The organism is Pseudomonas sp. URMO17WK12:I7 (assembly GCF_003269045.1).
Classification (GTDB): Bacteria; Pseudomonadota; Gammaproteobacteria; order Pseudomonadales; family Pseudomonadaceae; genus Aquipseudomonas; species Aquipseudomonas putida_J.
On record NZ_QLTL01000004.1, the window covers coordinates 197,791 to 210,339 of the forward strand.

The window sequence follows — 12,549 nt, forward strand, 5'->3', positions numbered from 1 at the left end:
GCCGCGATGTCGACGGGGAGAATCCTGCGAAATCAGCGATGGAGCAAATCATTAACCATCGTTACTATCGATGGATCGACGCGTAGAAAGGATCAGGCCATGCGCTTTTCTCTGGATCAGTTGCAGGTGTTCGTCAGCGCCGTGCAGGCCGGCTCGTTCTCTGCCGCTGCGCGGCGGCTGGGGCGTACCCAGTCGACGGTCAGCGCGGCCATCAGCAACCTGGAAACCGACCTGGGTGTGCAGCTGTTCGACCGCACCAGCCGTATCCCCGCCCTCACCGCCGCCGGGCACAAGCTGTTGCTGCGCGCCGAGGGCATTCTTGAGCGCTGCTATGCCCTGGAGGGCAGCGCCGACAGCCTGGCGGGCCAGGTGGAAGCCGCGCTGACCTTGGCGATCGAGGTGCCTTATGGCCCGCTGATACCGCCGTTCAAAGACTTTGACGCGGCGTTTCCTTTCGTCGACCTGCTGATCCGCCACCCGCTGCACGGCGATGTCAGCGAGATGATCCTGACAGGCGAGGCCGACCTTGGGGTGAGCTTTGCCCAGCCCCACTACCCGCCAGAGCTTGCCTTCCAGCAGCTGGGCAAGCTGATCATGACCCACGTCTGCCACCCGCAGTTCCCCCTGGCCGGGCAGTGCCCGGTGAGCTTTGCCGACCTCAACGCCCATCGCCGGCTGGCCTTTTTCGCCCATGCCGACAAGCTGCCCAGCAGCGAATACCTGCGCGCCGGCCAGCTGTGGCGGGCGGAGAGTTACCTGGCGCTGGTGGAGATGGTGCGCGGGGGGCTTGGCTGGGCGACGCTGCCGCGCCAGCTGGTGCAGCACGCGTTGGCAAGCGGGCAACTGGTGGAGCTGCAGCTGGAGGCCTACCCCCACACCGACTGGCTGGTGGGGGTAGACCTGCTGTGGCACCGCAAGCGCCAGCCTGGGCCGGCGGCGCGCTACCTGCGCGAGTGCCTGCAACGCAGCAAGGTGTTCGAGCTGGACCGCATGGGCAGGTCCACGACCTTGTGAGGGGTGCCACTCAAGCTGCTTTGAGTTCCAGTGGCTTGCGCGGCTCGGCGCCCGAGCGCGTGAGCATGCCAGCGGGGATCGCCAGGATCAGCAAGCCACTGATGAACAGGCACAGGCCCAGCATTTCGCGGATTGGCTGGTCGGTGTTCTGATCAGGCGGGCGGGCCCTGTCAGCGGCAGCGGTCAAGCGACGTGTATATCCGAAAGCCCCAGGACCTGTGCCTGGGCCAGTATCTGCTCAGGGCTGGCATCGGCAGGGGGCATGACCAGGCTGTTCTCGCCATCGCCGAAGTGCAGCAGCATCAGGTGCATGGCCACCTCGTGCGTGGCCAGCCGAAGCTGCTTCAGTTCAAAGGTGTGAGTGGACGGCTGGCCATTGTGGCGGTAGCTAACGGTATACACAGGCATGAGCACCTCGAAGGCGGAGGAAGGGCTCAATACCTGACCAGCCGGACAAAAATTAATTCAGGTCCTTAGTCGAACGCGCCGTTGAGCACTTCATAGATGATGCCGGTGGCCACCGCGACGAGGATCAGGTCTGCGCCCGCCTGCATCCACTCATAACCGTCATAGTGAGGCAACTGCCCGAGCAGGCGACCATCGAGCTTCTTGGCAATACCTGGCGGCAGTGGCTTGCCACGGGCCAGGTTCTTCTGAATGCCGGGTGGCAATGCAGGGCTCGGGCTCCAGTAGCTGCGATGGCCGCCGAGAATGCCCAGCACATCGCCACGGTCGATGGAGGGCCCATTGTGCCAGTCGTTATTGCCGCCGCCCTGCTTGTGGCCGCCAGCATTGCCATGGCCTTGCCCCTGGCCTTTGCCATTACCAGGGTCGGCCAGGGTCGGGCCTGAGGCGAAGGCGATGGCTAGCGCGGTGATCACGGCGGTGACAACGGATGATCGGGCCACTTCTGGGCATCCTTGGCAGATGGCGTTGGCAAAACTATAGACCGCTATTCGGGCTTGTTGCTCACAGGTTGCGCTTGATCTCGGCGATGTGCTCCGGGCCGATGCCACAGCAGCCACCGATCAGGCTCGCCCCACGCGCACGCCAGTCGCGGGCCCATACCAGGTAGCCTGGCGGGTCGAGGTCTTCGCGCAGCTCGCTCAAGCCATCGTTGGCGGTCGCTTCTTTCGATTGCGGCGGGAAGGCATTGGCATAGGCACCGATGGCGATATCCGCCTGGCGGGCCTCGATCACCGCGCGCGCCACATCCAGCGCCGCGCCGATGACTTCAGGCTGGCTGCAGTTGAACAGCACCGCCACCACCCCGAGGTCGGCCACCGCAGCGATGGCATCGGCCACCGGCTCACCCGAACGCAGGCGCGGCACGCTGTCGACGTCTTCGTCCTGCAAGGTGAACGACACCCAGAACGGCTTGCCGTCCGCTGGCAGATGGCTGTGAATGGCCCGCACTTCGGCAATCGAGCTCTGGGTTTCCGCCAGCCACAGGTCCACATGGGGCGCCAGCCCCTGCAGCAGCGGCGTCAGCACCTCAGTCACCCGCTGCGGCTGGAACAGGTCCGGCCGGTAGGAGCCGAACAACGGTGGCAACGAGCCCGCCACCTGCACAGGTTGCGCACTGGCATCGGCCGCCTGACGTGCCAGTTGCCCCGCCACCGTGGCCAGCTGCAGGCCCTCCCGGGCGAAACGCGCTTCACCGATATGGAACGGCACCACCGCATAGCTGTTGCTGGTGATCACCTGTGCACCGGCAGCGATGAACGCCGCATGCACGCCGACTACCGCCTCGGGGGCCTCGCTCAGGGCCAGCGCCGACCACTCGGGCTGGCGAAACGGCGCACCGCTGCGCTGCAATTCCCGCCCCATGCCACCGTCCAGAACTACCAACGCTCGCTGTGTCATATAACGTTCCTAAAGGTGCTTATGAATAAAATTCATTATGTTTGGTTTATTTATAACTATTTAATACCTCCTTTCCCGTTTTGCCAACACTTCAGGTATTTACATGCGCATCCCAGCCCTGTTCGGCGCGAGCCTTCTGTTACTCGCTACCGCCACTCAAACCTTTGCCGGCACCACCCTTGAGCGCGTCGAGTCGAACAAGGAACTGGTAAACGTGCTGATGGAAAGCTACCCACCGTTCTCGTTCCTCAACGAGCAGAACCAGCTCGACGGCTTCGATGTGGACGTGGCCAAGGCGGTGGCGAAGAAGCTTGGCGTCAAGCTGCGCCTGGAAACACCGTCCTGGGACGTGATCGCCGCCGGCCGCTGGAGCGGCCGCTACGACATCTGCATCTGCTCGATGACCCCGAGCAAGGCCCGCGCCGAAGTGTTCGCCTTCCCGGTGGAGTACTACGCCTCGCCTGCCGTCATCGTGGTCAACGCCAAGGATGAGCGCATCCACGGCGCCAAGGACCTGGACGGTCGCAAGGTCGGCCTGACCGCCGCCTCCAGCTACGAGAGCTACCTGAACAAGAACCTGGTGATCGAAGGCGCCGAAGACCGCCATATCGACTACCCGTTCGAGGCCGTGCAGATCGCCCCCTACGACACCGACAACGTCGCCTTCCAGGACCTGGGCCTGGGCGCCGGCGTGCGCCTGGACGCCATCCTCACCAACCTGGTGACCGCCAAGCCGCGCCTGGACCAGGACAACCGCTTCAAGCTGGCCGGCGCCCCGCTGTATGAAGAGCCCAACTCGGTAGCCATTGAAAAAGGCGACCCCGAGTGGGACGCCAAGGTGCGCCAGGTGTTCGCCGAGCTGAAGGCTGACGGCACGCTGGCGCAGATCTCGCAGAAATGGATCGGCGCCGACATCAGCAAATGAGCACCTTCCCCCCTGCCCCCAAACCCGTGGCCCGCGCCGCGGGCACCGGCCTGTTCGGCTTTCGCACCCGCCTGTACCTGACCTGGCTGGCGCTGTTCGCCTTGTTCGTGGCGTTCTTCCTCAGCTTCGATTTGAAGTTCGCGATCATCGTGGAGAAATTCCCCAACCTCGCCGGCTTCAAGCTCGGGCCCAACGGCTTTTTGCAGGGCGCGGCGCTGACCCTGTTCCTGTGCCTGTGCTCGATGGTGGTGTCGGTGGCGTTCGGCTTTGCCGCAGCGCTGGCGCGGCTGTCGAACAGCGCGGTGCTGGTGGGCATCGCCAGCTTCTACACCTCGTTCTTCCGCGGCACCCCGCTGCTGATCCAGATCCTGCTCATCTACCTGGGGCTGCCGCAGCTGGGCCTGGTGCCCGGCGCCATCAGCGCCGGCATCATTGCGTTGTCGTTGAACTACGGTGCGTACCTGAGCGAGATCTTCCGCGCCGGCATCCTCGGCGTGGCCCGCGGCCAGCACGAAGCGGCCCTGGCGCTGGGCATGCGGCCGGTGCAGATCTTCTGCAGCATCGTGCTGCCCCAGGCCATGCGGGTGATCATTCCGCCTACGGCCAACCAGTTCATCTCGATGCTCAAGGACTCGTCGCTGATCTCGGTGATGGGGGTTTGGGAAGTGATGTTCCTGGCGCAGTCGTATGGCCGATCGAGCTATCGGTACCTGGAGATGCTGACCACGGCGGCGGTGATCTACTGGGTGTTGTCGATCCTGCTGGAGCTGGTGCAGGCACGGCTCGAGCGGCATTTTGGCAAGGCCTACCAGCGCTGACCTGCCCGCCTTCCGCACCGTCCCCCCTGTAGGAGCGGATTTATCCGCGATGGGCCGCAAAGCGGCCCCAGCTACGGCAACCCACTGCCGCATCATCCATCACTCAGCGCCTGGCGGAATACCGTCCTTGTTCTTGTCCTTGAGCCGCGCTTTTTCTTCTTCGGTCGAGTGAGCCGGCACCTCGGTTTGTTGCTGATCCTGTTTCTGGTCTGTCATGGCATAGTCCTCACACGTGTTCCCTGAACTGTGAATGCGTGGACTGAAAAATGGTTCCACCCAAGGCTGCACCACCGCAGGCCGCTATGTGCGCAGCGTCACGTTTCGAAAGCCGCTAGTACATGCGTACTATTCTCATCGCGATGCCCCCTCCCGATACTCCCAGCGTCTATCCGTTGCAGCCAAGGAACGCCAGCGCCCTCGGGGCTGGCAGCCACTTGCGTGGCCTCTAATGGAATATCTGGAATCGCCATGAATCCCCTATTCAGACTCTCCCCGCTCGCACTCTCGATCACCCTCGCCCTGTTGCCGAACGCCCACGCTGCGGACTACATCCTCGACAGCGGCGAGGACACTTTCAGCAGCGATCGCGCCTACGATGGCACGGTATCGCTGCGCCCCGGCAACGGCGTGCCCGCCACCCTGACCGTCAACAACGGCGCCGAACTGACCAGCAAAGGTGGGCGAATCGGTGGCTCGGCCACCAACAACGAAGCCAGCACGGCCATGGCCACTGTCACGGTCCAGGGCCCAGGCACCCGCTGGGTGGTGCCGCGCACTACAGCCGTTTTGGGTAACACCATCGTCATCGGCGGCGCCGGCCAAGGCACGCTCAACGTGCAGGACGGCGGCGAAGTGTTTGTGCGCGACCTGCAGCTCAGCGACAACGGCAATGCCGGCAATGCCCTGTCGCGGGCGAACCTGGTGGTCAGCGGCCCGGGCTCGAAGGTGGATGCCGTGAACGTGACCTCTGGCGGCACCTTCCTCTACGACTCGCGCATTACCTTGCAAAATGGCGGGCAGCTGGCCAGCGAGCGCGTGGCCATCAACTCGATCAGCGACCTGTCCGGCACCAACACCCGCTGGGACAACACCGGCAGCTTCCGCAACCGCAACGACCTGAGCCTGAGCGATGGCGCGGTGCTTACCAGCGACTCGATGGAACTGGGTTCGGCCAACATCAGCCGCAATACCGTGGTCAGCGTATCTGGCGAAGGCACGCGCCTGGCCACCCGCGCGCTGACCCTGGGCACCACCACCTCCAGCACTACCCTGGTGCTGGCCAACGGCGCCGAGCTGAGCAGCACCGACGGCATCGACATCAGCGAGCTGACCAGCCTCAACTCGGCCGCACGCGGCGCCCTGAGCATCGGTGGCGCAGTGGTCAGGGACGACAGCCGCACCGATATCGACGCAATCACCGCCGGCGCCGCACAAGCCGCCGGCCGCCTCGACCCGCAAACCGCAATACGCTTCGGCGCCGGGAGCGGGGCATTGGCGTTCAACCACACCGACAGCGACCTGCAAGTGAGCAACAGCATCAGCGGTGCGGGCCGGGTTTATGCCTTCAGCGGCAACACCACCCTGAGCGGTGACCTGACCGGCATGAGCGGCAGCACGGTGGTACGTGGCGGGCGCCTGGTGCTGGCCGGCGATGTCGACCAGACCAACCCACGCGGCTCCTCGCTCCTGAGCGTTGGCAACGGCACCCTGGTGGTCAACGGCACCGTCGGCCACACCGACAGCACCGGCAACTACAGCAACCGCGCCCAGGTCCTGGACGGCGGCGTGCTGGCCGGTACCGGCCAGGTCGGCAGCACCCAGGTTGCCTCGGGCGGTAGCCTTTCGCCGGGTGAAGGCGCGCTGGGTACCCTGACGATCAACGGCGACCTGGACATGGCGGCCGGCTCGCGTTACGCCGCCGACATTGCCGGCGACGGCGGCTCGGACCGCGTCAACGTCAGCGGCACCGCGACCCTGCGTGGCACCCGGGTCGATGTCACCACGCTCAACGACGCGCAAAGCTACCAGACCGGGCAGACCTACACCCTGCTGGCCGCCCAGGGCGGCGTGGTGGACGGCGCTGCGGCCGGCACCGCCTATGCCCAGGCATTTACCAACTCGGCGTTCCTCAACGTCAGCCTGCAGCGCACGGCCAATGAACTGAACCTGACCATCGCGCAGAAGACCACCACCCCAGAGCCGCCTGTCGAACCACCGGTCGAGCCCCCCGTAGAGCCCCCGGTGCAGCCACCGGTCCAGCCGCCTGTGGAACCCCCGGTTCAACCGCCGGTAGAGCCACCCGTTGAACCCCCGGTAGAGCCACCCGTTGAACCCCCGGTACAGCCACCGGTCGAGCCACCGGTTCAGCCTCCCGTACAACCCCCGGTCCAGCCGCCAGAAACCGGCGGGCCAGCCACCCCCGGCATCTTCCAGACCGTGGCGCTGACCGAGAACCAGTGGAATACCGCAGGCGCCCTGAGCGAGCTGCAACAAAGCGGCGAGCCGCTGCGCCTGTACAACAACCTGCTGGTGCTGGATGCCGACAGCGCCCGCAACGCCATCGATCAGCTCGCCGGCGACTACCACGGCAGCACCGGCACCGCGCTGATCGCCAACAGCCAAGTGGTCTCCGGCGTGCTGGGCACCCGCCTGCGCACCCTGTTCGACAGCAGCAGCGTGCGCATGCCGCTGGGTGCATCGAGCTTCATGCCCACCGCCCCTGAACTGGAAGGCGGCGCTTGGGCGCAGGCATTCGGCAACTGGTCAAAGCTGGACGGCAACAACGGCGCCGGCGGTTTGCACCAGCGGACCGGCGGCGTGCTGATTGGCGCCGACGGCAGCCTCACCCCCGACTGGCGCGCCGGCCTCTACGGTGGCTACAGCCGCACCAAGTTCGATGCCGACGACACCGATGCCAAAGGCCACAGCGACAACTACCACCTGGGCCTGTACACCGGCGCCCAACTCGATGCCCTGCGCCTGAGTGCAGACGTCGGCTACACCTGGCACAAGCTGGACAGCAAACGCAACGTGGCCTTTGCCGGGTTCAGCGACCACCTGAAGGGCAAGCGCGATGCCAACACCCTGCAGGCCAGTGGCGAAGCGGCTTACCGCATCGGCTTGGGCGCGGTGGCGCTGGAGCCGTTCGTGGGGGTGTCGTACGTGAAATACGATGCCGACAGCTTCCATGAGAAAGGCGGGGCTGCGGCGCTGGATGTGTCCAGTGAGCGGCAAGATACCTGGTTCTCGACCGTGGGCATGCGTGCTTCAACCCGCACCCGCGTGGCTGACCATGACACCCAGTTCTACGGGTCGTTGGGGTGGCGGCGTGCTTATGGTGACCTGGACCCGAGTAGTACGCAGGCCTTTGCCGGTGGGCCGGACTTTGCGGTACAGGGCATTGCCCAGACGCGTGATGTGGCGATGACTGAATTGGGGGCGACGGTGAAGGTGAACCGCCAGACTGAGGTGGGGTTGTCGTATCAGGGGCAGTTTGGGTCGGACGCCCGGTACCATTCGGTGAATGCGGGGGTTACGGTTCGGTTCTGATGCGGTGAGGTTGCCTTGCCGAGGTGTTCGCCTTAGCAAATGCAGCGCCTGGGAGATCGAGCGCCGCCCGCGCGGCGCATCGCGGATGAATCCGCTCCTACGTTTGTTTCGGGCCAATGATTCCTGTGGGATTTGCGCGCGAACGCTTTGGCGCATGGCACGATACCGCGCCGTACCCACAAGGCGGCCGCGCGCCCCCGTCACAGAAATGACTGGCCCGAAACAAACGTAGGAGCGGATTTATCCGCGATGCGCCGCGCGGGCGGCGCTCGATCTCGCAGGCGCTACAAATACCAAGACGAACAACCTTGCTCCCTCATGACGAAATGTCATGCGCCTCTGGCCAGATAACAGCCTGCGCCACCATCACATCTTTGCCATTAAACGTGAGTGCAGGCCCGCCATGGAGTTGATAACCCAGCTTCAAGGCATCACTGACCCGGTGGCAAAAGGAAGCGTCATCGGGGCCGGTCAGCACCCGGTAAATCGGTAATCCATCCGGTGGTTGAGTCATTTGGTCGGTCCTTGCGGTAGTAGGTGTGTAGACCGAGAGTACTGTTACTGGCAGACGGAAGGCTACGGCCGGATCGCGTATGGAACGTAGCCCTGTAGGAGCGAGTTCACTCGCGAAGAATCCAGCACGGTGTATTGGCAGCAGCTGCGCCAGTGCTCGCAGTAAAGCCTGACGCTTTGGCACCAACATCAAATTCTGGCGATTTGCCAGTTCTTTCAATTATCCTGCGCGGCCAAATTAATTCAAATTGTAAGGGACTACAATGAAACACCTGCGCCAGCTATTGGCGGCAGTGTTGCTCTGCGCAACCACTTTGCCCGCCATTGCCGCCAGCACTCCCGCGTCTGCGCCAACCGCCAGTGAACAACCGCAGCAGACCGCCGAACAGTGGCTGGCCACGCTCAAGCCACAGCACGGCAACATCACCCTGCCCAGCGGCATCGCCAGCCTGCAACTCAACAACGCGTTCTACTACCTGTCGCCGGACGACACCGAACGCCTGCTGACCGAAGGCTGGGGCAACCCACCGGGCTTCAAGACCCTCGGCATGATCATCCCGACCGCCGTCAACCCACTGGCCGACAACGGCTGGGGCGTGATCATCAGCTACAAGAACGACGGCCACATTTCCGACGATGACGCAGCCAAGATCGACTACGCCGACCTGCTCGAACAGATGAAGGCCGATGACGAGGAAGACAACAAGGCGCGTCGCGAGCAAGGCTATGCCGGCCTGACACTGTTGGGCTGGGCCGAGCCACCGAGCTACGATCAGGCTACCCACAAGATGTACTGGGCACGCGAGTTGAAGGCCGAAGACGCCGACCAGACCACGCTGAACTACAGCATCCGCGTGCTGGGCCGCGAAGGCGTGCTGGAGCTGAACGCCGTGGCGGCGATGGCCGACCTGCAGACCATCAAGCAGGAAACGCCGAAGATCCTCGCCTTCACCAACTTTACCGACGGCAACCGATACGCCGACTACGACGCCAAGACCGACAAGCTGGCGCCCTACGGGCTGGCCGCACTGGTTGCCGGTGGCATTGCTGCCAAGGCGGGGCTGTTTGCCAAGATTGGGGTTGCCTTGCTGGCGTTCAAGAAGTTTATCGTGCTGGGGTTGGTGGCTATCGCTGGGTTCTTCGGCAAGCTGTTCAAGCGCAAACGCGCCTGATTTGGGTCTGGCTCAGCCTTGATGGGTGGGCCATTACCGCGATTGTTCAAGTCGGTTTAATGGGCTGACCAGTCACATGTTGTTACGCCCTCTGGCTAATAAAATCAGATTTAGCCCCTTCCTTGTAGGACCTTTCCCAAAGATACTGCTGACGCCCATTTTTCGTTGCACATGCTCAATGTGGATTCTAGTCTCGGCCGGTCGCTGCCAATTCAGCGATCGGTTTTGACAGACCGTCGATTGTTGTCCGTGTGCATACGCTTATGGCGGCTGTACGTGCGGGCACATTATTGTGCGCCGAGTGCCAACAATCTCGGTCTGTCAACCCGCGTACAGCTGCCACCCTCCCGTTTGACAGCGAGGTGGATCGCAGCTCAACCATTGTTGGAGCGTAAGCATGCTGAAGATAGTTCCAGACCCACCCCATAATCTCCACTCCCTCGAAGACACGCTGATGATGGCGGCTGACTACGCACTTTGCGCAGAAGTCGTTGCCCAGCAGGCAATGCTGATGCAGCCCAAGTCCCCCGTGTCGTTGTTGATCATGACGACAATGCACGAGCTCGAAACACTGCGTAAATTGCTCGAATCAGCGCTGGTTCAAATCCAGAAACCAGCCGATCCCCAGACGCAGCATTAATCAACTTCATGATTTGCCTAGCCTGACGCTTTTGCAGACTAACCCACTCGCACAGCACCGCCGTTGAGGTTGAAGACGCCCCTCAGACGCGTGGTGAACCTGTGGGATCCCGGCTTGCCAGCGATAGGGCCAGCCAAGGCAGTTATAACTTCAGGGAGATCAATCAATGGCCACCGAAGAAACCCATTTCACAGTCGGCAAAACCACCTTCTACCAAGGCGATAACCAGACCCATCCACTCTTCCGCATCGAACCCGGCATCCCTTGCCAAAGTGCCCGCGAACAGGCCTCTGAACTAATGGGCTATGTCCGCGACCTGACCATCGACGGCCTGATGGAAGACAAACCCCAACTGCTCTGGGCCTCTCACTACCTCAGCGCCCTGGCCAAGGCCCTGCTCGATGATGCCGAACTGGGCATGATGAAGGATTGAACCGTCAGCACCGGCGCCACCCAGTGTAGGAGCGGCTTTAGCCGCGAAAGGGCCGCAACGCGGCCCCAGCAATCCAAGCCCCTGCGCCGATTCCAGGAGATTACACAGATGCAGCAAAACAACACCCCGAGTAGTGGGAGCGACAACATTCCGGCCCCCAGCTACAAACCATCCCAACAACTGATCACCACCATCCCCGGGATACCTACCCTCCAAGCCAAAGAGCAAGCTTCGAAACTGTTGGACTGCGCCCGCTACCTCAACCACACCGGCGTCATGTTAGGCGACCACCGCAGAGTCGCTACCTCCCGCTACCTCAACATGATGGTTCGCGCCCTGTTTGATGAACTCGAACACATCCGCCCTCACTCCCGAACCCCAGCTGACCGGTAGTAACGCCGCCCCAGTTCAGCCACAATTGGCCACTCAGTTCAAGCTGGGACGCACCGGATGCTCACCACCCTCGCCATCGGCAATTACCGCTCGATCAATCACCTTGTGTTGCCTCTAGGCCAACTCAACCTGGTGACGGGTGCCAACGGCAGCGGTAAATCCAATCTCTACAAAGCCCTGCGCCTGCTCGCCGAAACCGCCCAAGGCGGCGTGATCGAAGCACTTGCCCGTGAAGGCGGACTGGATTCGACCTGGTGGGCCGGGCCTGAGATGAGTGCACGCATGAAGCGCGGTGAGGTGCCCATCCAAGGCCAGCATCCTAGCGACGTAAAACGCCTGCGCTTGGGTTTTGCCACCGAGGATTTCGGCTTTGCCATCTCGCTCGGCCTGCCTATTCCCCTGCCCTATCCCACTGCGTTCATGCTCGATCCCGAGATCAAATCTGAAGCCATCTGGGGTGCTGGAGCCTACCGTCCCTCTTCCTTGTTGGTAGAGCGCAAGAACGGCATGGTTCGTGCTCGAGAGGGCAACAGCTGGACGGTTCTCGATCAGCATGCCGACAGTTGTGAGAGCTTCTTCAACATCGTTGGTCGACCGCGGCAGGCACCAGAGATCGGCGAGCTGCGTGCGTTCATCAATAGCTGGCGGTTCTACGATCACTTCCGCATCGACCGCGATGCGCCCTGCCGCCAGCCCCAGCTGGGCACCCGCTCGCCAGTGCTGCACCACGATGGACGCAACCTCGCCTCGGCGCTGCAGACCATCATCGAGATCGGAGAGGTGGAAGACCTCGTTGCCGCGCTGGAGGATGCATTCCCCGGCAGCCGCTTGGAGATCGACGCGCCACCGGGTGGCCTGTTCAGCGTGCGGCTGCATCAGCAAGGGCTACTGCGTCCGCTGGGCGGCGCCGAGTTGTCGGACGGGACCTTGCGCTACCTGTTGCTGATGGCCGCGCTGCTGACGCCACGTCCGCCATCACTGATGGTGCTCAACGAACCGGAAACCAGCCTGCATGCTGACTTGCTCCCGGCCCTGGCCCGGCTGATCATCCGCGCCTCGCAGCGCAGCCAGGTGTGGGTGGTGTCGCACAGCAGGCCGCTGATTGAGGCGTTAACGGCGTGTGACGGTTGCAATGTGCTGGAGCTGGAGAAGCATCAGGGGCAGACGCAGTTGCGAGGCGTTGGATTGCTGGATGAGCCGCTGTGGCGGTGGGTCGACTGATCAGC

General features: G+C 63.1%; 14 protein-coding genes. 9 read left to right on the plus strand and 5 right to left on the minus strand.

Annotated features, from left to right (window positions below; translation table 11 throughout):
- Nucleotides 1-99: 99 nt before the first annotated feature.
- Nucleotides 100-1,014, plus strand: coding sequence for a LysR family transcriptional regulator (locus tag H040_RS06865; protein ID WP_027920489.1), 915 nt, complete (start codon nt 100-102; stop codon nt 1,012-1,014).
- A 10-nt stretch (nt 1,015-1,024) separates the two neighbouring features.
- Here H040_RS06865 and H040_RS27350 read toward each other — a convergent pair whose 3' ends face one another.
- From H040_RS27350 to H040_RS06880, 4 genes are all read right to left on the minus strand, one after another.
- A complete protein-coding gene (locus tag H040_RS27350; RefSeq protein WP_155954358.1) occupies nt 1,025-1,201 on the minus strand; it encodes a hypothetical protein in 177 nt (58 codons plus the stop codon).
- On the minus strand, nt 1,198-1,422 hold the full coding sequence (locus H040_RS06870) for a hypothetical protein (protein ID WP_027920490.1): 225 nt from the start codon (nt 1,420-1,422) through the stop codon (nt 1,198-1,200). The genes H040_RS27350 and H040_RS06870 overlap by 4 nt, the downstream gene beginning before the upstream one ends.
- A gap of 65 nt (nt 1,423-1,487) precedes the next feature.
- Nucleotides 1,488-1,922 carry an anti-virulence regulator CigR family protein gene (locus H040_RS06875; protein ID WP_027920491.1) on the minus strand — a complete coding sequence of 145 codons (435 nt, stop codon included), beginning with the start codon at nt 1,920-1,922 and terminating at the stop codon, nt 1,488-1,490.
- Between the two features lie 61 nt (nt 1,923-1,983).
- A complete protein-coding gene (locus H040_RS06880) occupies nt 1,984-2,880 on the minus strand; it encodes a homocysteine S-methyltransferase family protein (RefSeq protein WP_033696563.1) in 897 nt (298 codons plus the stop codon).
- A gap of 103 nt (nt 2,881-2,983) precedes the next feature.
- On the opposite strand from H040_RS06880, the gene H040_RS06885 reads away from it, so the two are divergent.
- The 3 genes from H040_RS06885 (at nt 2,984) to H040_RS06895 (ending at nt 8,172) form a co-directional block, all read left to right on the plus strand.
- The gene (locus tag H040_RS06885) at nt 2,984-3,805 is read left to right on the plus strand and encodes an ABC transporter substrate-binding protein (RefSeq protein ID WP_027920493.1); all 822 of its coding nucleotides are present in this window, start codon (nt 2,984-2,986) and stop codon (nt 3,803-3,805) included.
- Nucleotides 3,802-4,623, plus strand: a complete 822-nt coding sequence (locus H040_RS06890; RefSeq protein ID WP_027920494.1) for an amino acid ABC transporter permease — start codon at nt 3,802-3,804, stop codon at nt 4,621-4,623. The genes H040_RS06885 and H040_RS06890 overlap by 4 nt, the downstream gene beginning before the upstream one ends.
- 468 nt (nt 4,624-5,091) lie before the next feature.
- Nucleotides 5,092-8,172, plus strand: a complete 3,081-nt coding sequence (locus tag H040_RS06895; protein WP_081784339.1) for an autotransporter domain-containing protein — start codon at nt 5,092-5,094, stop codon at nt 8,170-8,172.
- Nucleotides 8,173-8,488: 316 nt separating this feature from the next.
- On the opposite strand, the gene H040_RS06910 is transcribed toward H040_RS06895, so the two are convergent.
- Nucleotides 8,489-8,686, minus strand: coding sequence for a DUF1737 domain-containing protein (locus tag H040_RS06910; protein WP_081784340.1), 198 nt, complete (start codon nt 8,684-8,686; stop codon nt 8,489-8,491).
- Nucleotides 8,687-8,948: 262 nt separating this feature from the next.
- Between H040_RS06910 and H040_RS06915 the strand changes: the two genes are divergently transcribed.
- From H040_RS06915 to H040_RS06935, 5 genes are all read left to right on the plus strand, one after another.
- On the plus strand, nt 8,949-9,857 hold the full coding sequence (locus H040_RS06915) for a DUF2167 domain-containing protein (protein WP_027920496.1): 909 nt from the start codon (nt 8,949-8,951) through the stop codon (nt 9,855-9,857).
- Nucleotides 9,858-10,254: 397 nt separating this feature from the next.
- Nucleotides 10,255-10,497 (plus strand): hypothetical protein, encoded by a 243-nt coding sequence (locus tag H040_RS06920; protein WP_027920497.1) that lies wholly within the window; start codon nt 10,255-10,257, stop codon nt 10,495-10,497.
- 166 nt (nt 10,498-10,663) lie between these two features.
- Complete coding sequence (locus H040_RS06925; RefSeq protein ID WP_027920498.1) at nt 10,664-10,930, plus strand: DUF3077 domain-containing protein; 267 nt, start codon at nt 10,664-10,666, stop codon at nt 10,928-10,930.
- Between the two features lie 108 nt (nt 10,931-11,038).
- Nucleotides 11,039-11,323: a DUF3077 domain-containing protein gene (locus H040_RS28060; protein ID WP_027920499.1), complete on the plus strand. Its 285-nt coding sequence runs from the start codon at nt 11,039-11,041 to the stop codon at nt 11,321-11,323.
- 57 nt (nt 11,324-11,380) lie between these two features.
- Nucleotides 11,381-12,544 (plus strand): AAA family ATPase, encoded by a 1,164-nt coding sequence (locus tag H040_RS06935; protein WP_027920500.1) that lies wholly within the window; start codon nt 11,381-11,383, stop codon nt 12,542-12,544.
- The last annotated feature ends 5 nt before the right edge of the window (nt 12,545-12,549 follow it).

Bases quoted from the DNA above. Each gene is read 5' to 3' on its own strand.
- H040_RS06915 (WP_027920496.1), top strand. From the start codon at position 8,949: ATGAAACACCTGCGCCAGCTATTGGCGGCAGTGTTGCTCTGCGCAACC.
- H040_RS06925 (WP_027920498.1), top strand. From the start codon at position 10,664: ATGGCCACCGAAGAAACCCATTTCACAGTCGGCAAAACCACCTTCTAC.
- H040_RS06910 (WP_081784340.1), bottom strand. From the start codon at position 8,686: ATGACTCAACCACCGGATGGATTACCGATTTACCGGGTGCTGACCGGC.
- H040_RS06865 (WP_027920489.1), top strand. From the start codon at position 100: ATGCGCTTTTCTCTGGATCAGTTGCAGGTGTTCGTCAGCGCCGTGCAG.
- H040_RS06935 (WP_027920500.1), top strand. From the start codon at position 11,381: ATGCTCACCACCCTCGCCATCGGCAATTACCGCTCGATCAATCACCTT.
- H040_RS06890 (WP_027920494.1), top strand. From the start codon at position 3,802: ATGAGCACCTTCCCCCCTGCCCCCAAACCCGTGGCCCGCGCCGCGGGC.
- H040_RS06885 (WP_027920493.1), top strand. From the start codon at position 2,984: ATGCGCATCCCAGCCCTGTTCGGCGCGAGCCTTCTGTTACTCGCTACC.
- H040_RS06870 (WP_027920490.1), bottom strand. From the start codon at position 1,422: ATGCCTGTGTATACCGTTAGCTACCGCCACAATGGCCAGCCGTCCACT.
- H040_RS06895 (WP_081784339.1), top strand. From the start codon at position 5,092: ATGAATCCCCTATTCAGACTCTCCCCGCTCGCACTCTCGATCACCCTC.
- H040_RS28060 (WP_027920499.1), top strand. From the start codon at position 11,039: ATGCAGCAAAACAACACCCCGAGTAGTGGGAGCGACAACATTCCGGCC.
- H040_RS06880 (WP_033696563.1), bottom strand. From the start codon at position 2,880: ATGACACAGCGAGCGTTGGTAGTTCTGGACGGTGGCATGGGGCGGGAA.
- H040_RS06920 (WP_027920497.1), top strand. From the start codon at position 10,255: ATGCTGAAGATAGTTCCAGACCCACCCCATAATCTCCACTCCCTCGAA.